This is a genomic window from Pedobacter africanus (assembly GCF_040548825.1).
GTDB lineage: Bacteria > Bacteroidota > Bacteroidia > Sphingobacteriales > Sphingobacteriaceae > Pedobacter > Pedobacter africanus_A.
On sequence record NZ_JBEPSL010000001.1, the window covers coordinates 780,075 to 796,798 of the forward strand.

General features: G+C 43.8%; 14 protein-coding genes. 10 read left to right on the forward strand and 4 right to left on the reverse strand.

Features of this window, described 5'->3' with window-relative positions; genetic code table 11:
* Positions 1-60 precede the first annotated feature (60 nt).
* The 7 genes from ABIE26_RS03105 (at position 61) to ABIE26_RS03135 (ending at position 9,804) form a co-directional block, all read left to right on the forward strand.
* The gene (locus ABIE26_RS03105) at positions 61-1,110 is read left to right on the forward strand and encodes a PLP-dependent cysteine synthase family protein (protein WP_310140130.1); all 1,050 of its coding nucleotides are present in this window, start codon (positions 61-63) and stop codon (positions 1,108-1,110) included.
* Between the two features lie 20 nt (positions 1,111-1,130).
* Positions 1,131-2,849 (forward strand): protein-disulfide reductase DsbD family protein, encoded by a 1,719-nt coding sequence (locus ABIE26_RS03110; RefSeq protein WP_310140128.1) that lies wholly within the window; start codon positions 1,131-1,133, stop codon positions 2,847-2,849.
* 230 nt (positions 2,850-3,079) lie between these two features.
* Complete coding sequence (gene fabF / locus ABIE26_RS03115; protein ID WP_310140125.1) at positions 3,080-4,333, forward strand: beta-ketoacyl-ACP synthase II; 1,254 nt, start codon at positions 3,080-3,082, stop codon at positions 4,331-4,333.
* 128 nt (positions 4,334-4,461) lie between these two features.
* A complete protein-coding gene (locus tag ABIE26_RS03120) occupies positions 4,462-6,090 on the forward strand; it encodes an acyl-CoA carboxylase subunit beta (RefSeq protein WP_310140122.1) in 1,629 nt (542 codons plus the stop codon).
* A gap of 101 nt (positions 6,091-6,191) precedes the next feature.
* A complete protein-coding gene (trxB, locus tag ABIE26_RS03125) occupies positions 6,192-7,157 on the forward strand; it encodes a thioredoxin-disulfide reductase (protein WP_310140119.1) in 966 nt (321 codons plus the stop codon).
* A 99-nt stretch (positions 7,158-7,256) separates the two neighbouring features.
* Positions 7,257-9,161 (forward strand): beta-N-acetylhexosaminidase, encoded by a 1,905-nt coding sequence (locus ABIE26_RS03130; RefSeq protein WP_310140116.1) that lies wholly within the window; start codon positions 7,257-7,259, stop codon positions 9,159-9,161.
* A 31-nt stretch (positions 9,162-9,192) separates the two neighbouring features.
* Entirely contained in the window at positions 9,193-9,804 is a 612-nt protein-coding gene (locus ABIE26_RS03135) for a hypothetical protein (protein ID WP_310140113.1), read from the forward strand.
* 5 nt (positions 9,805-9,809) lie between these two features.
* On the opposite strand, the gene ABIE26_RS03140 is transcribed toward ABIE26_RS03135, so the two are convergent.
* Positions 9,810-10,442, reverse strand: a complete 633-nt coding sequence (locus ABIE26_RS03140; RefSeq protein ID WP_310140111.1) for a response regulator transcription factor — start codon at positions 10,440-10,442, stop codon at positions 9,810-9,812.
* Positions 10,435-13,377 carry a ligand-binding sensor domain-containing protein gene (locus tag ABIE26_RS03145; protein WP_310140109.1) on the reverse strand — a complete coding sequence of 981 codons (2,943 nt, stop codon included), beginning with the start codon at positions 13,375-13,377 and terminating at the stop codon, positions 10,435-10,437. The genes ABIE26_RS03140 and ABIE26_RS03145 overlap by 8 nt, the downstream gene beginning before the upstream one ends.
* A gap of 248 nt (positions 13,378-13,625) precedes the next feature.
* On the opposite strand from ABIE26_RS03145, the gene ABIE26_RS03150 reads away from it, so the two are divergent.
* The 3 genes from ABIE26_RS03150 (at position 13,626) to ABIE26_RS03160 (ending at position 15,385) form a co-directional block, all read left to right on the forward strand.
* Complete coding sequence (locus ABIE26_RS03150; RefSeq protein ID WP_310140096.1) at positions 13,626-13,988, forward strand: hypothetical protein; 363 nt, start codon at positions 13,626-13,628, stop codon at positions 13,986-13,988.
* A gap of 25 nt (positions 13,989-14,013) precedes the next feature.
* On the forward strand, positions 14,014-14,871 hold the full coding sequence (locus ABIE26_RS03155; RefSeq protein ID WP_310140094.1) for an AraC family transcriptional regulator: 858 nt from the start codon (positions 14,014-14,016) through the stop codon (positions 14,869-14,871).
* Positions 14,872-14,959: 88 nt separating this feature from the next.
* On the forward strand, positions 14,960-15,385 hold the full coding sequence (locus ABIE26_RS03160) for a hypothetical protein (RefSeq protein WP_310140092.1): 426 nt from the start codon (positions 14,960-14,962) through the stop codon (positions 15,383-15,385).
* Positions 15,386-15,532: 147 nt separating this feature from the next.
* On the opposite strand, the gene ABIE26_RS03165 is transcribed toward ABIE26_RS03160, so the two are convergent.
* Complete coding sequence (locus tag ABIE26_RS03165; RefSeq protein WP_310140090.1) at positions 15,533-16,129, reverse strand: hypothetical protein; 597 nt, start codon at positions 16,127-16,129, stop codon at positions 15,533-15,535.
* Positions 16,116-16,613 (reverse strand): RNA polymerase sigma factor, encoded by a 498-nt coding sequence (locus ABIE26_RS03170; protein WP_084240278.1) that lies wholly within the window; start codon positions 16,611-16,613, stop codon positions 16,116-16,118. Before ABIE26_RS03170 ends, ABIE26_RS03165 begins: the two co-directional genes overlap by 14 nt.
* Positions 16,614-16,724: the final 111 nt, after the last annotated feature.

The window sequence follows — 16,724 nt, forward strand, 5'->3', positions numbered from 1 at the left end:
GGGCGTATTGTTATTATAACTTGTATTAAAGAGTTTTACTGAAAATTATTTAATATAAAAATGTTAACTGAAAATCTGGAGCAGGCTTGTTTATCGCCCGACCTGAACAACAAATTTCAACACCTGTGGCACCTGGTTGGGAATACCCCAATGCTGGAGCTGCAATATACCTATAAAGGAAAAGCCGGGAAAGTTTTTGTGAAGTGTGAGCATTACAACCTTACAGGGAGTGTGAAAGACAGGATGGCTTTGAACATTATGTACCACGCCTATAAATCGTGTGCCATAAAACCTGGTGATACCATTATTGAAGCTACAAGCGGCAATACAGGTATTGCATTTGCCGCTATTGGTAGGGCCCTGGGGCATCCGGTTAAAATTATCATGCCCAACTGGTTAAGTAAAGAACGTATAGATATCATCAGGAGCATGGGCGCCGAAGTGATCCTGATCAGTAAAGAACAGGGCGGCTTTTTAGGCAGCATCAGACTTTGCGAAGAAATGGCCGCCAAAGGTGGGGTGTTTTTACCAAGACAGTTTGAAAACCAGTACAATGAGGAAGCGCATGAAAAAACTACCGGAATGGAGATTTGGGAACAATTGAAGCTGAATGGTCTTAAACCTGATGCTTTTGTTGCCGGTGTAGGTACCGGAGGTACGGTAATGGGCGTAGGAAAAGGCTTAAAGGCCCGTAACCCTGAAATCAAAATCCACCCGCTGGAGCCTGCCGAAAGCCCGACATTGACCACCGGTTATAAAGTGGGCAGTCATCGTATCCAGGGGATTTCTGATGAATTTATTCCTGAGATCGTAAAGCTGGACGAACTGGACGAGGTGATACAGGCCAACGATGGTGATGCCATTATTATGGCGCAAAAACTGGCCAAAGAACTGGGGCTTGCCGTTGGGATTTCATCTGGCGCAAATGTAATAGGGGCCATCAAGTTGAGGGAACAAATGGGCGATGATGCCATTGTAGTGACCATACTGAGCGACAGTAACAAAAAATACCTGAGCACCGACCTGGTAAAAGAAGAGACCATTAAAGATTCGTTCGTATCTACAGATACTGTATTTACCGGGTACCAGCCAATCTGCCGTTTAAAATAGCTTGTTTTTAGAAAAGAAATATGAAACTAAACCACACCAAATTTTTTAATATACGACTGCTGACCTTAGCATTGTTTTTGTTCCTGGGTACAGGTACTGCTGTATGGGCACAAGAGGCCGACACGAGTATGGCCGATATTGAATTTACAGAAATTACGCCGGAAACAACGCCTGCTTCTGCAGATACAGCTGCTGTGGCCCCTGCAAACACAACGAAAGACAGTGTAAGCAGTGATACTACCACCGTTAAGGCGGATACCAAAGCTGCAGCGCCATCGGCTGAAAAATCAAAGACCCTCTGGGAAACTTTTATTGCCGGTCTTGTAGGTGGTTTTCTGGCCTTCCTGATGCCATGTATCTTCCCGATGGTACCACTTACCATCAGCTACTTTACCAAAAGGGCAGGCAGCAAAGGTAAAGGGATCGGTCAGGCACTGATCTACGGATTGTCCATCATTGTTATTTATGTGGCTTTCGGATTGCTGATCACCGTGATCTTTGGTTCGGCCGGATTGAATGCATTGAGTGCAAGCGGGTTGTTCAATTTCCTGTTCTTTATTTTGCTGGTGGTATTTGCCATCTCATTTTTCGGGGCTTTCGAAATTACCCTGCCCAGCTCATTTGTCAATAAAATAGACAGCAAAGCCGATAACAGCAAAGGTTTGCTGGGGATCTTCTTTATGGCAGCCTCACTGGCATTGGTTTCTTTCTCCTGTACAGGACCTATTATCGGTACCTTACTGGTAGATGCCAGCTCAAAAGGAGAGCTGCTGGGCCCGGCCATTGGGATGTTTGGTTTCTCACTGGCTTTGGCGCTGCCATTTACCTTGTCGGCCATCTTTCCTGGCTTTTTGAGCAGCATGCCAAAATCGGGCGGCTGGTTAAACAGTGTAAAGGTATGCCTGGGTTTCCTGGAATTGGCTTTGGCCTTAAAATTCCTTTCCTCTGCCGATCTGGCCTGGCACTGGGAGTGGTTCGACCGTGAGATCTTCCTGGTACTGTGGATCGTGATCTTTGTGCTGATGGGTGTTTACCTGATGGGCAAGATCAAGTTTTCGCACGACAGTGATGTGCCTTATGTATCGGTACCACGTTTGTTCTTTGCCATTTTGTCTTTCTCCTTTGCCGTATACATGGTACCAGGTTTATGGGGTGCACCGGTAAGTGTGCTGAGCGGACTGGCGCCGCCAATGAATACCCAGGATTTTATCCTGACTGCAGGCGGCAGTGGCCCTTCGGTTGCAGGGACCAAAGGTTTCCCGGCAAAAGTGAAGTACAGTGAATCCTTAAAACCACCAGTAGGTTTCAAAGTATTCTTTGAACTGGAAGAAGGTCTGGCTTATGCCAAAGAAGTAGGTAAACCTGTGATGCTTGATTTTACCGGTCATACCTGCGTGAACTGCCGTAGAATGGAAGACCTGGTCTGGATAGACAAAGAGGTAGGCAGGTTGATCAAAGAAGAATATGTGTTGATCCAGTTGTATGCAGACGACCGCAACATCAAAATGGAGCCGGGCAAGATCCATTATTCTGAAATACTGAAACGCAAGACTGACGATCTGGGTTACTGGAACCTTGATTTTCAGGCTACAAAATACGGGTCAAACGCCCAGCCTTTATATGTGCTGGCCGGACATGACCTGGTTCCTCTGGTAAAACCACAGGGTGCCATATTCGATGCCAAAGAATATGCTGCTTACCTGCAAAGTGGTGTAGATGCCTATAAAAAGGGGAAATAAAGAGCCTATTCATAAAAAAACGAAAATAGGTAGTTAATAATTAAACTTAGGTCGGTGGATGCCGACCTTGTTTATTTTATGCCCCTGAAGCTTAACGATTTGGTTGAAGTTAACCTCCTCAGCCTGAGCAATGTTTGAAATGTTTAATACTTAAATTGAGCTTTAGTCGGTAAACTATGTTATTTTTGGCTTTTAATCGCATAAATTAGGAAATAGTTGACAAAATAAATATGAAAAGAGTAGTAGTAACAGGTTTAGGCGCTATAACCCCATTAGGGAATACGGTAGATGACTTTTGGAAAAACATTGTGGCTGGTAAAAGCGGCGCTGCAGCGATTACAAAATTTGATACTTCCAAATTCAAAACCAATTTTGCTGCTGAAGTGAAAGACTTCGATGTTGAAGCATATATTGATAAAAAGGAAGTTAAAAAATATGATCTGTATACGCAATATGCGATAGCAGCGAGCGATCAGGCTATAAAACATGCCGGTCTTGATTTTGAAAATATGCCCGAAAACGAACGCTATGAGGTCGGCGTAATCTGGGCATCGGGCAATGGAGGGATCAGTACTTTTGAGCAGCAGCTTAAAGAATACCATCTGGGCGATGGGACACCAAGGTTTAGTCCATATTTTATTCCTAAAATGATCGTTGATATTGCTGCAGGTGTGATCTCTATCCGTCATAAATTACATGGCCCTAATTATGCCACAGTTTCTGCCTGTGCTTCATCCAATACTGCAATTATCAGTGCTTTTGATACCATCCGCTTGGGTAAGGCCATCATCATGGTAGCCGGAGGTTCGGAAGCGGCCATTACAGAATCATCTGTAGGCGGCTTCAACTCTGCACATGCTTTGTCGAAAAGAAATGATGACCCTGCGGGTGCTTCACGACCTTTTGATAAAGACCGCGATGGCTTTGTGATTGGTGAAGGTGCCGGGGCCCTGATCCTGGAAGAACTGGAGCATGCCATTGCCAGGGGCGCCACCATTTATGCTGAGCTGGTAGGCGGCGGTATGGCTGCAGATGCTTACCATTTAACTGGTACACCTCCGGATGGATTGGGTGCATCTTTAGGTATTGCCAAAGCACTGGCTGATGCAGGTATCGGGCCTGAAAAAATTGATTACATCAATGCACATGCTACTTCTACCGGACTGGGCGACATCGGCGAGTTGCAGGGAATTAAAAAGATATTTAAGGATTTACCGGTTGCCATCAGTGCCACCAAATCTATGACCGGGCATTTACTGGGTGGTGCGGGAGCCATTGAAAGTATCATCAGTGTGATGGCTATAAAGGATGGCATTATTCCGGGAACGATCAATACGGAAAATGTTGATCCTGAAATTCCTGCAGGGATGAACCTGGTTATAGGGAAATCGATTCACCAACCGGTAAATTATGTATTGAACAATACCTTTGGTTTTGGCGGCCATACGGCAACGTCGATCTTTAAAAAATATACGGCAGAATAAACGCAGCCGGAATGATACGAAGGGCCCGGCTGTTTTTTTAACGGCCGGGCCCTTTACTTATGATGCTGCTATACCAAAGCCCGAAATGGACTTTTGCTCTCCATAAAAATAAAATCTAACTTGCCGATATGAACATAGAATTCAATAAGAACGAGGACGTGAACAAGCAGTCTGTTTATGAATTAAAAACACGGCTTAAAAAAATATTTGCGGGCGGAGGAGAGAAAAGCGCAGCCAAACAAAAGGAAAAAGGCAAGCTGCTGGCTCGTGAACGGATTGCCTACCTGATCGACACCGCATCCCAATTTTTGGAGATAGGGGCTTTTGCTGCCGAGGGCATGTATGCCGAACAGGGGGGATGCCCTTCAGCCGGTGTAATTTGCGGTATAGGCTATGTCTCGGGCAGGCAATGTATGATTGTGGCCAATGATGCGACGGTTAAAGCGGGGGCATGGTTTCCGATGACGGCTAAAAAGAACCTGAGGGCCCAGGAAATAGCTATGGAAAACAGGTTGCCGGTAATTTACCTGGTAGACAGTGCCGGCGTTTACCTGCCCATGCAGGATGAGATCTTCCCGGATAAGGAACACTTTGGCAGGATGTTCAGGAACAATGCCATCATGTCGTCTGAAGGTATTGTGCAGATTGCCGCCATTATGGGGTCATGCGTTGCCGGAGGGGCCTACCTGCCTATCATGAGCGATGAGGCCATGATCGTTGACGGAACAGGGTCGGTATTTCTGGCCGGTTCTTACCTGGTAAAATCGGCCATAGGGGAAGATGTAGACAATGAAACACTTGGCGGTGCCACTACGCACTGCGAGATATCGGGCGTTACCGACTATAAACATCCCAACGATCAGGCCTGTTTAGACAGTATCCGTAACATTATCAGTAAAATGGGAGCGCCTGAGGTGGCAGGTTTCGACAGGATCAAACCTGCTTTGCCCAAACTGGATGAGGAAGAACTTTATGGTATTTTGCCTGAAAACAGGGAAAAACCTTATGATATGCTGGATGTCATCCATCGCCTGGTAGATGATTCTGATTTTGAAGAATATAAAAAGCTGTACGGACAAAGCATTATATGCGGACTGGCAAGGATAGATGGCTGGGCAGTTGGCATCGTGGCCAACCAGCGTAAAGTAGTGAAATCTAAAAAAGGGGAAATGCAGTTTGGCGGGGTAATTTATTCTGACAGTGCCGATAAAGCCACACGTTTTATCATGAACTGCAACCAGAAAAAGATACCACTGGTATTTTTGCAGGACGTGACCGGCTTTATGGTGGGCTCCCGGTCTGAGCATGGGGGCATCATTAAAGACGGGGCTAAAATGGTAAATGCTGTGGCCAATTCTGTAGTACCCAAATTTACCATAGTGGTAGGCAACTCTTATGGAGCAGGTAACTATGCCATGTGTGGCAAGGCCTATGATCCGAGGTTGATTTATGCCTGGCCAAGTGCTAAAATAGCGGTAATGGGCGGCGCGCAGGCGGCAAAGGTTTTGCTGCAGATCCAGGAAGCATCCCTTAAAGCCAAAGGGGAGACGATCAGCCCCGAAAAGGAAGCTGCATTGCTGTCTGAAATTACCGACAGGTATAACAGCCAGACTACACCCTACTATGCCGCTGCCCGCCTGTGGGTAGACGGGATCATAGATCCAAAAGATACGCGTAAGGTGATTTCTACGGGCATTGAGGCCGCAAACCAGTCGCCCATAAAAAAACAGTTTAACGTAGGAGTGATCCAGACCTGATTGTAATTATAATCTATACATCACAATGTTGCATTTGTTACATCAATGTTGTTTGTGTATAGCGGGATAAAGCGTAATTTTGTATAACAATAGATAAATATATGTCACAAGAACAAGAAACAGAACACGTTCAATGTTTAATTATAGGTTCAGGACCTGCCGGATATACTGCTGCGATCTATGCAGCAAGGGCAGATCTGAAACCAGTTATGTATACAGGTATGGAGCCTGGCGGACAGTTGACACAAACTACTGATGTAGACAACTTCCCTGGTTACCCGGCCGGGATTATGGGCCCTGAGATGATGGAAGATTTCCGTAAACAGGCGGAGCGTTTTGGTACCGATATCCGTTTTGGTTACGTTAGTGCGGTTGATTTCTCTTCGCTGCCGCATAAAGTAGTAGTAGATGACATCAAAACCATTACTGCTGATACCGTGATCATTTCTACAGGTGCTACCGCCAAATGGTTGGGACTGCCAAGTGAGCAAAAATACAATGGCTTTGGTGTTTCTGCCTGTGCCGTTTGTGACGGGTTTTTCTTTAAAGGACAGGATGTGGCCATTGTTGGTGCCGGTGATACGGCCGCTGAAGAAGCGACCTACCTGGCCAAACTGTGTAAAAAAGTATATATGCTGGTGCGCAGGGATGAATTCAGGGCTTCAAAAGCAATGGTACACAGGGTGTTGAATACACCAAACATTGAGGTGATCTACAATACTGAAACCAAAGAAATATTGGGCAACGGCAAAAACGTAACTGCAGTAAGAGTGGTGAACAACCAGACCGGCGCAGAGACAGACCTGCCTGTTGAAGGTTTCTTTGTGGCCATTGGTCATAAACCAAATACAGATATTTTCAAAGGACAGCTGGATATGGACGAAACCGGTTATCTGAAAACCATTCCAGGGTCAACAAAAACAAATATTGAAGGTGTTTTTGCAAGCGGTGATGTTCAGGATAGCTATTATCGCCAGGCGGTAACTGCAGCCGGATCGGGCTGTATGGCCGCATTGGATGCAGAACGTTACTTAGCCGCTAAAGAACACGTTTTGAAGTCGGTTTAATAATTAATAACAAATTATAAAAAGGGATAGGGTCTTTTACAGATTCTGTCCCTTTTTTTTTACCTTAGGCTTGAAATCAATCTAATATCAATCACACTGATGAAAAAACTACTATCTATTGTGTTGCTTGCATTTTTATATGTGAATGCTGAGGCACAAAGCGACAGCAATATGGGAATTATTCCCGTACCGGTGTCTGTAAAAAAGGGTTCAGGAACATTTAAGCTCGATAAAACCGTTGTGCTGGTTTCGAACGACCAGAAGAACGCCAGATCGGCCGACCTGTTAAATGCCTTTGTGACCAGCCATGGTGGTTTCGCCCTCCGCACAGTTAAAGCTGCAGCTGCCAATGAACGTGCGATTATTCTGAATAGCGAAGGAGCTGATAAACTTCCGGCAGAGGGGTATACCATTAACATTACACCAAAGAACATTACCATTACCGGTAGAGATGCAGGCCTGTTTTATGGGGTACAATCGGTAATACAGCTGATGCCTGAAAAGCAGAACAATGAGATCCTGATCAGCACCGCTGAAATCAACGATTATCCAAGGTTTAAATACCGGGGCATGCACCTTGACGTGTCGCGTCATTTTTTTCCTGTAGCTTTTGTTAAAAAATACATCAATTTGCTGGCCCAGTATAAGATCAATAACTTTCACTGGCATTTAACAGACGATCAGGGCTGGAGGATAGAAATTAAAAAATACCCTAAGCTGACCACAATAGGAGCATCCCGCAACGGAACGATTATTGGTCACCACCCCGGTGTAAATACCGATGGAGAGGAGTATAAAGGCTTTTACACACAAAATGAGGTAAAAGAAGTGGTGGCCTATGCTGCGGCCAGGTTCATCAATGTTGTACCCGAAATAGAATTACCAGGGCATGCTTCGGCAGCTATCGCCGCTTATCCGGAACTGAGCTGTTTTCCTGACCGCGATACTTTTGTAGACGCCAAAACCCCCTGGTCCGGTTCGCGTAAAGGCAAGCAGGTACAGCAAACCTGGGGCGTATTTGACGATGTGTTTGTGCCCAGCGAGAATACCTTTACATTCTTAGAAAATGTTTTTGATGAAGTAATTGCACTTTTCCCTTCCAAATATATCCACGTTGGCGGTGATGAATGCCCTAAAGAATACTGGAAACAAAGTGAGTTCTGTCAGAACCTGATGAAAAAGTTGAAGCTAAAAGATGAGCATGAACTACAGAGCTATTTCATTCAGCGCATGGAGAAATACATCAACTCGAAAGGACGCAGAATCATTGGCTGGGACGAGATCCTGGAAGGCGGCCTGGCACCGAATGCTACCGTGATGTCCTGGAGGGGCACGCAGGGCGGGATTGCTGCTGCCCAGCAAAATCACGATGTAATCATGACCCCGGGCGGTCCTGTTGGTTTGTATTTCGATCATAAACAATCTAATTCAGCAGATGAGCCTACTAATATTGGTGGACTGGCCCCCTATTCCCTGGCATACGCTTATGACCCTATGCCGAAAGAGCTGAATGCCGATCAGCAGAAATACGTAATCGGCGTACAGGCAAACCTATGGACGGAATACATACAGTCTGCAGAAAAAGTGGAATATATGGTCCTGCCAAGGATGTATGCTTTGGCTGAAATAGCCTGGAGCCCTGCAGCACGTAAAGACCTTAAAAACTTTTCGGAAGAACGCCTGCCCTTGCACCTGGCCAGGTTAGATAAGACCGGTACAAATTACTGGGTGCTTACGCCGCTGGGGCTGGACCAGAAGGTAATGAACGGAGAAGATTTTAACATCACTTTAAAGGAGCCGATACCGGGATCGAAAATATATTATACGTTTGACCTTACCCGTCCTTCTGAACTGGCTGAGCTTTATACCAAGCCGATTAAAATTAAGGTGCCAAAGGGACAAAAACAGATATTGAAAACCATTGTTATCACCAAGGGCGGAAAAAGCAGCGTGGTAACCGAAACGATATTGAACAACGGCAATCCCGACGTAAAAACCAAATAAAAGGGAAGTCTGAAAATAAACAGATAAAGCAATGAGATATTTAACAAAGTTGGCCTTCCTGCTTGGCGGAGTTATTTTAATGGCTTCCTGCAGCGAGAACAAAGAAGAAAAAACCGTAGTGAAACAGCAGACGGTAACTGCTGAAAAAAAGAGCGGACAATTTCCTTTTTATAAGGACATCAATGTAAAGCCCGGACTGAACTTTGAGGTGGTAAGCTGGGGGAAAGGGGTAGACAGCATAGGCGGCTACCTGATCCTGATGTCTGATTCGGTAAGGAACAATTACAACTCTTTTTCCAATGAACGTAAAGGGATCATCACCGATGTCTGGAACATGGATATGGACAACGACGGTAATCCGGAGATTTATATTGAACTGCTGAGTAAGAAAAACGTACTCGACCTGAATGTCTATGAATATTCAGGCGGCGATTTTCGTAAAATTACTTTTCCGCCCCTGAGCAGCAACATGAAAAAGAGCTATGCAGGAAATGATAAATTCCTCATCAAAAATGGCGAACTGTTCCGTTCTTTCCCTGTTGTAAACCCAAAAGATACTACAGTTAAGGCAGGTGAGGTAAAAATGATCCAGTACAGCCTAAACGGTAACAGTTTCTCTGTAAATGAAGTGAAACAGGAATAATAAATTTATACCAAACGGTTGCTTTTAGCAACTTTTATAGCATCTGCCTTGGAGTTCACATTGAGCTTCAGGTAGATGTTTTTTATATGTGTTTTAACGGTCTCTATTTCTATAAACAGCTCGGTAGCAATCTGGGAGCGGTCTTTGCCCCGGGTAATTAAACTCAGGATCTGTGTTTCCCTTTTGGTGAGCGGTGAATCCGGGTTCTTTTGCAGGGAAATGATCACTTTTTTTGCCACATTGGGGCTCATCGGGCCGCCGCCCTGCAGTACCTCTTTAATGGCTTCGATCACTTTTGCCGAAGGGGTATTTTTAGTGAAGTAACCGGAAGCCCCGTTGGCCAGTGCCTCCAGGATTATTTTTTCCGTTTCATGCACCGTAAGCATGATGATGTAAACCTCGGGCAATAATTTCTTCAAAACAGGAAGTGCGTCTATACCATTGGTTCCGGGCATTTGTATGTCCAGGATAATGACATCCGGATTGTCTTTAACGATCTTTTGTCTGGCAGCGTCAAAAGAGGGGTAAGTATTTACCACCTGGTAGGGCGAAGTATTGTTGATCAGGTAGCTATAGCCTTCCCTGATGGTCTGGTCATCCTCTATAATGACCACCCTGGCTTCTGTCTGGTTATGCATCTTTTGACGGTTTAGATTTATTAGATTTAACCGAGAGCGTTTTAACCGAGAGCGCTATAATTGTACCTTTTTGATTTGAACTGATGTTTAATTTACCATTGATCCGGGCTGCGCGCACATTCATATTGTTGATGCCATGGCCATTGCCTGCAGATTCGAGATCAAAACCTGTCCCATTGTCTTCAAGCTGAATTTCCAGTATATCCTTATCGATTTTTGCAATGAACTGGACATGGTCGGCTTTTGAATGTTTTAAAGCATTGTGTATCGCCTCCTTAAAGATCATTAAAATATTCCGGCTAAGCTCTAAAGGAAGCCTTTTGTCCATGTCTGCCAGGGGAAGATCTTCCTCGAAAAAGATGCTGGTTTCGTTAAACATCTCGTGTCCGAATTCCTTTATGCGGCTCAGCAGCTCATATAAGGTGTCGTGTTTCGGGTTTAAAGACCACAATATATCCTTTGTGCCGGTATACAGTTCGTTCACATTGGTTTTTATTTTTTGAATGATCGCCTTTTTTTCGGTGTCGTTGTTATCCATCATACTGTTCAGTACTTCTGATAAGACTGATATTCGGGTAAGTTTGTTACCCAGATCGTCATGAAAATCTTCGGCGGTTTGTTTTCTGATCTTAAATTGCTCTTCCAGCTTTATTTTCAGCCTCAGTTTACGTTGTCTCTCATTGAGGTTAATGATCACATATACGGAAAGTATGATCATCAAAACAATAATAGAAAGTATAAAGATCTTGAAAATGGTGGTCTGGTAATAAGGCGGTGTAATTTCGAAGCTGAAAGCTGCAACCTTTGCCGAACTTATGCCGGAAGGGGTGACTGCCTTTACCTGGAAAGTATATTTGCCGGGGGGCAGGGCCGTATAATTAACAGATGAATTGCTGGTGGGATGGCCAAACTTGGTGTCGAGGCCTATGAGCCGGTACTGATACAGCACCGCTTTGGGATTGCTGAAATAAATGCCCGTGAAATTGATGTTGAGGTGATTGCGGTTGTAAGGAAGGGAGATGTTGTTGTGCAGCTCATTTTCGTTATAGGTAGCTTGAAGGTTGTTTTGTCCCCCTTTTTTGTTTTGAGACAGCACGCCAGCAGAATTGATGAAAACATAGGGCCTGCTGCTGGCAGAAGGACTGGCTGTATTGTCGTAAACGATGGCGCCTTTGGTGGTACCGATCCATATGTTGTCCTGATGTTCCAGAATGGCATTCTGGTTGCATTCTACTACCAGCGCATTCTCATTGCTGTTCCTGATCAGGCTGAAATCTTTTGAACTGAGGCGGTTTATGCCCCGGCCTGTTCCCACCCAGATGACCCCTTTGCTGTCGGCCAGTAAGGCATAAATATGGTCAGAAAACAGACCATCGTTCGTACTCAGTTGTTTAACAGTGTTGTTTGTCCGGTTCCAGATGACCAGTCCGTTGTCGGCCGTTCCAAAAAGTATGTACGGTCCGCGTTTGAGCATGGACAGGATGCTTGAACCGGAAAGGGCTTTGGGTTTTAAGGGAAGTACTTCCTTCTTGTTGCGGATGAGGTAAACCCCATTCTGGGTGCCGGAGAGTACAGAATCTTTACCGATCTCGAGCAGGCTGCTGGCAAAATGTCCGGTAATACGGCTAATTTTATTGGTCTGGTGCTCCATTATAAAACACCCGTAATTGGTAGATAGCCAGATGTTCCGGCTGCTGTCTTCCATAATGCTGTTGCAGGCTACACCGCGACTGCCATTGTCTATACGCCTGAAGCGTTTATTGCTGTATATCCAGAGCCCCCCGCCAACGGTACCGATCCAGATGCTGCCCTGACTATCTTTGAGCAGGAAGTTAATGCGCCGGGTGTCTTCATTATCTGAAGGGATGACCAGCCTTTTGATCTGATCGTTTTTATGTACAAAAAGCCCGTCGTAAGTTCCCATCCAGATCTCATCAGGATCGGGACCGTTTATGATGCTCATCACAATGCTGTTTTGCAGGCCCTGCGACTCGTCGTAGGAAACATAACCTCCGCTGTTAAACTTAAAGATACCCGAGCCATCTGTCCCCAGCCAGATGTTGTTTTCGGCATCTTTAAAAATGTGTTTGACCTCATTGTCGGTAAAACCATTTTTTGCATTGAAATGGATCTGCAGGTTTTTGCTAAGGTACCAGGCCCCTTTATTGGTGCCCAGCCAGATGTTTCCCCTGGCATCCTGGGCAATGGCAGTGCCTTTTTTGATGATATCGGTATAGACCCTGCTGAGCTGTCCTTTTTCGGCAATGAATATACCTTCTGTAGTCAGCAGCCAGATTTTGTCTGCTTTCTGCCGGTCCACCAGGAAAGCGGCGATGATCAGGTTGTTTACCTCTTTGCTTAATAATTTCGCATGCCATTTGTGGTTTTTCAGGTAAAACAATCCACGTTGGTATACAGCGGCCCATACATTCCCAGAACCATCGGTACCTAATGCGGTTACCATTTCGGTGCTATCAGCCGTAACCCTTACAGGTTGTGTTTTTAAGCCGCTTGTTTTAAAAATCCGTCTTTCAGCTATGCCATAGATCTCGCCTGAAGCGCTGCGGACCAGGTCGCCCGTCCAGTTTTTGTGGCCTTTATAATTGTAAAAGGTACCATTGCTGTAATGCGACAGGCCCCGGTCGGAGCCTATAAATAAATTGTTTTGTTTGTTGAGGGCCAGGGAAAGAATGAAATTGCTGTTCAACCCGTTGGTTTTGCCCAGGTTGACAAAGCTGCTGCCATTGAAGCAACTGAGCCCGCCCAGGGTGGCTATCCACAATCTTCTTTTCTGGTCCTGTACAATGGAAGTGACCTGCGACTGTATCAGTCCGTCCTGAATGTCGTATTGCTCAAAGTTGTACCTCTGGCCAAAGCCTTGCAGACAGATGCCTGAGCAGAAAAGGGCAATGAAAACTATTTTGACAAAATGCACGGTTTAAAGGTAAGCGGTTTTATCCAACTGTAAATATATTTATCAGCAGACAGATAAACATCACCCTTTAAGGGGTGGTTTTTGTAACAAATTTGTTTGAGTTCAAGTCAAATCTATAATTACATAAGAAAAAAAGATAATCAGCTAAAAATAAAAATACCCCCTGAAGGGTTAGTGTTTTGTACTGGTATTCCGTTAAATTTGTTTCATGTTCAGTTAGTTGTAGGGGCTAGCATATATTTAAAGATATGGACTTTAATAAAGGGTATAGGGTAGTTTTTGTTAAGTGTAAAGAAACTTCATTGTCTTTCTTTATGAATGTTCCTGGCTTTGCCTTTTATGAGAACATCGAGATACAGGGTAAAGAATGTCCTATTTTAAAGCTAAGCAATGATGATTTTGTGATGCTTGTTGAAAAGGAATGTGCAGAAAAGGAGACAATAGTTTTAAAAACAGATGACTGCCTGAGGGACTACTATTTATTTAAACAGAAAAGTATTGCAAGTCTGATGAAACCAAGATATGTGGCTAAAGGGCTTGAGCTCTGTTTTACAGATCCAAACGGTAATCAGTTTATCATGCTCGAAGAGCGTGACTACACGGATGCCTGAACCAGTTTTATAAGGAATAAATTAAATGAAGTACAACAGGATATTGGTAAATAAGAACGAGATCATAAGTGAAGTTACTTGTGGTGCTTATTATCCAATGCTTACCGGTAAGTACGCATTTAACGCAGTTTTTACGGGCGAGGTAAGTTATACCATCGAGAAACGCGCCGTTACACTGGTGCCTGGTAGTTTTATTTTCCTGAACCACGATACCTGTTATTCCAGCAGGATCGATTCGCCGGTAGAGGTAAATACTTTGTCGGTTTGGTTTGATCCTGAATTTGTTCGTGATTTTGAGTATGCCAACTTTTCGGATGAAAGAACTTTACTGGATTGTCCGGAAATGTTTAAACAGGAGCAACCCCGTTTTATCGAGTCGATATATACCTTAAATGGTGACATTAAATTCAATTTGCTGCACCTGGCCAGGCACCTGGAAAAAGGTACTAACGACCAGCTCCTTTTGAATGAATACCTTAACCATTGCCTCATCAATTACTATAGTCTTTACCATTCCGAAATCATCAGAAGGGAAGATGCCCTGAAATTTCTGAGCTGTACCACAAAAACAGAGATCTTAAGACGTTTATCGCTTGCCCGGGATTACATGATCAGCAATTACAATCAGAACATACGTTTGGACGACATTGCGCAAATGGCTTGTCTGTCGGTAAACCATTTGCTGCGTACCTTTAAACAAGCCTATCAGCAGTCGCCCCACCAGTTTTTAACCAAAGTAAGGCTCCAACAGGCGAAGCATCTATTGAGAAATACGGATTACCCTGTAAATGAAATTGTAGACATTGTCGGTTTTGAATGCCCGAGTTCTTTCATTCGGCTTTTCAGGAATTCTTTTAACATCACTCCAGGTCAGTACAGGTAGTTTAATGTATTGATTTTCTTACATTTAAAAGTGTTATTGGCACATCGTTTCTTATCGGATTCCTGGAAATTTAATAAAAAAAGAAACCATGAGAACAACGATTTTTAGGAGTCTGGCTGTACTGGGTATGGTCGCATTCACCTCATCAATTGATCCTGTTAAAGGCCTTACTGCAAAGCCCGACCTGGTTATTGATGCCTTTATTGATGCGCAAATGCATAACGATGCAAAACTGATAAGGGAGATCCTGGATGACGATGCAGTGGTCAACGTGAGCAGGGGCAAAACCATCATAAAGCACACAAAAAAGGAACTGCTGAGTTTCTATAAAAAAATCGGTTATGTGACCCTCAACTGTAAAGCCAACTATGAAATCCTTTCAGAAAGTGAGAATGTGATCCTATCCAGGGTCGACTTTAAATTCGACCATTTTACACAGCAGAATTTTTTGACCATCCAGAAGGATAAAGATAACAATTGGAAAGTCGTAAATATCAACAGATTTAATGTTTAGTAAAAATTATGGTGATTTTCGCTTATCGACAGATGGCCTGTTCCCTTAAATTTGAAACCAGGAAGCCCACTATATAAATTTGGATGAATTTAATTTGGGTTAGTTAATAATAAGGTCATCCGATGAGTCCGGATGACTTTTTTTATTTTAGTGGGAGGTAAATTGTTCTCTCAGACGCTCAAATTTTTCAATCAGTAAGGCAATCCTCTCTTTTTCTTTTTTCATCACCGCTCTCCGAACCAAGGTAGAGCAGAAAATCATCCAGCCGAAAGTCAGGAATATAATTAAATATTGCAACCAGGTGTCGAAATAAGTAAGGATTTCAAAAAAGTAGAAAACAATACCCAGACTTAAGCCAATCGCATATACCCAGTACATCTTGTTGTATAAGTTAAAGCGACTGATCTGGTAAAGTTTTAAGCTGGCAAGGAATTCATTGGGGTGAGTGGTAAAGTCGTTACCCGCTATAAGTCTGTGGCTACGGTACAGCATAAAAACCGATATGGCAATGGCTAGCAGAAATAATGTGATGCCTGCATGGGTAGTCCAGGAACTGAAATCGAAAAACAACCATAAGCTGGCTACGGCTACAAAAGATATGCCCATGCCCACAATGTTCAATACGGATTTGCTGCGGATGGCGTTTACCTCTTTTTTTGCCTGCTTCAGCATTTCATCCGACGAGATTTTAACCTCAACAGTATGTGCTTGCCAAAGCGATTGTATGTGATCAAATTCTTGCATGCTGATTGTATAATTCTGTAAGTTTTAATTTAATGCGGTGAATCTTTACCCTTAGGTTGCCTTCGCTGATACCCGAAATGTCTGCAATTTCATTGTACGGCAGCTCGTCGAGTACCATTGTAATGATCAGGCGGTCGTTCTCTTCCAGTTTGGATATCGACTTGTAAAGCAATGCAATCTGTTCGTTCTTCTCTGAAAGTTCTTCCGGCCTGTTCTCTATGATGTTATCCGTAAGTTCGTCTTTTGCCTGTCTTTTTTCTGATCTTAAATAAGTTAAGCAGGTATTTACCGCAATTCTGTAGATCCATGTTGAAATCAGGGATTTGTTCCTGAATTTGTCCAGATTTTGCCAGACCTTTAAAAAGGTTTCCTGCAAAAGATCATTGGCCGCATCTTCGTCTCCCGTATAGCCATAACACAAATGGAATATCTTTTTAGAATTTGTATCGAAAATTTGTTTAAATAACTGATCCTTTTTTTCCATTAATTAAAGGCTAATGGTGTTTAGATGGCTGCGGTTTAAAAATGTTACAGCGTTAACAAGGGCAAAAATAATAAATGTTTGCGGGCTTGGCGCAATTAATTACTTTTGTTG

Coding starts and splice junctions, on each gene's coding strand:
- ABIE26_RS03130 (WP_310140116.1), top strand. CDS start 7,257: ATGAAAAAACTACTATCTATTGTGTTGCTTGCATTTTTATATGTGAAT.
- ABIE26_RS03160 (WP_310140092.1), top strand. CDS start 14,960: ATGAGAACAACGATTTTTAGGAGTCTGGCTGTACTGGGTATGGTCGCA.
- ABIE26_RS03120 (WP_310140122.1), top strand. CDS start 4,462: ATGAACATAGAATTCAATAAGAACGAGGACGTGAACAAGCAGTCTGTT.
- ABIE26_RS03110 (WP_310140128.1), top strand. CDS start 1,131: ATGAAACTAAACCACACCAAATTTTTTAATATACGACTGCTGACCTTA.
- ABIE26_RS03135 (WP_310140113.1), top strand. CDS start 9,193: ATGAGATATTTAACAAAGTTGGCCTTCCTGCTTGGCGGAGTTATTTTA.
- ABIE26_RS03105 (WP_310140130.1), top strand. CDS start 61: ATGTTAACTGAAAATCTGGAGCAGGCTTGTTTATCGCCCGACCTGAAC.
- ABIE26_RS03150 (WP_310140096.1), top strand. CDS start 13,626: ATGGACTTTAATAAAGGGTATAGGGTAGTTTTTGTTAAGTGTAAAGAA.
- fabF (WP_310140125.1), top strand. CDS start 3,080: ATGAAAAGAGTAGTAGTAACAGGTTTAGGCGCTATAACCCCATTAGGG.
- ABIE26_RS03140 (WP_310140111.1), bottom strand. CDS start 10,442: ATGCATAACCAGACAGAAGCCAGGGTGGTCATTATAGAGGATGACCAG.
- ABIE26_RS03155 (WP_310140094.1), top strand. CDS start 14,014: ATGAAGTACAACAGGATATTGGTAAATAAGAACGAGATCATAAGTGAA.
- ABIE26_RS03170 (WP_084240278.1), bottom strand. CDS start 16,613: ATGGAAAAAAAGGATCAGTTATTTAAACAAATTTTCGATACAAATTCT.
- ABIE26_RS03165 (WP_310140090.1), bottom strand. CDS start 16,129: ATGCAAGAATTTGATCACATACAATCGCTTTGGCAAGCACATACTGTT.
- trxB (WP_310140119.1), top strand. CDS start 6,192: ATGTCACAAGAACAAGAAACAGAACACGTTCAATGTTTAATTATAGGT.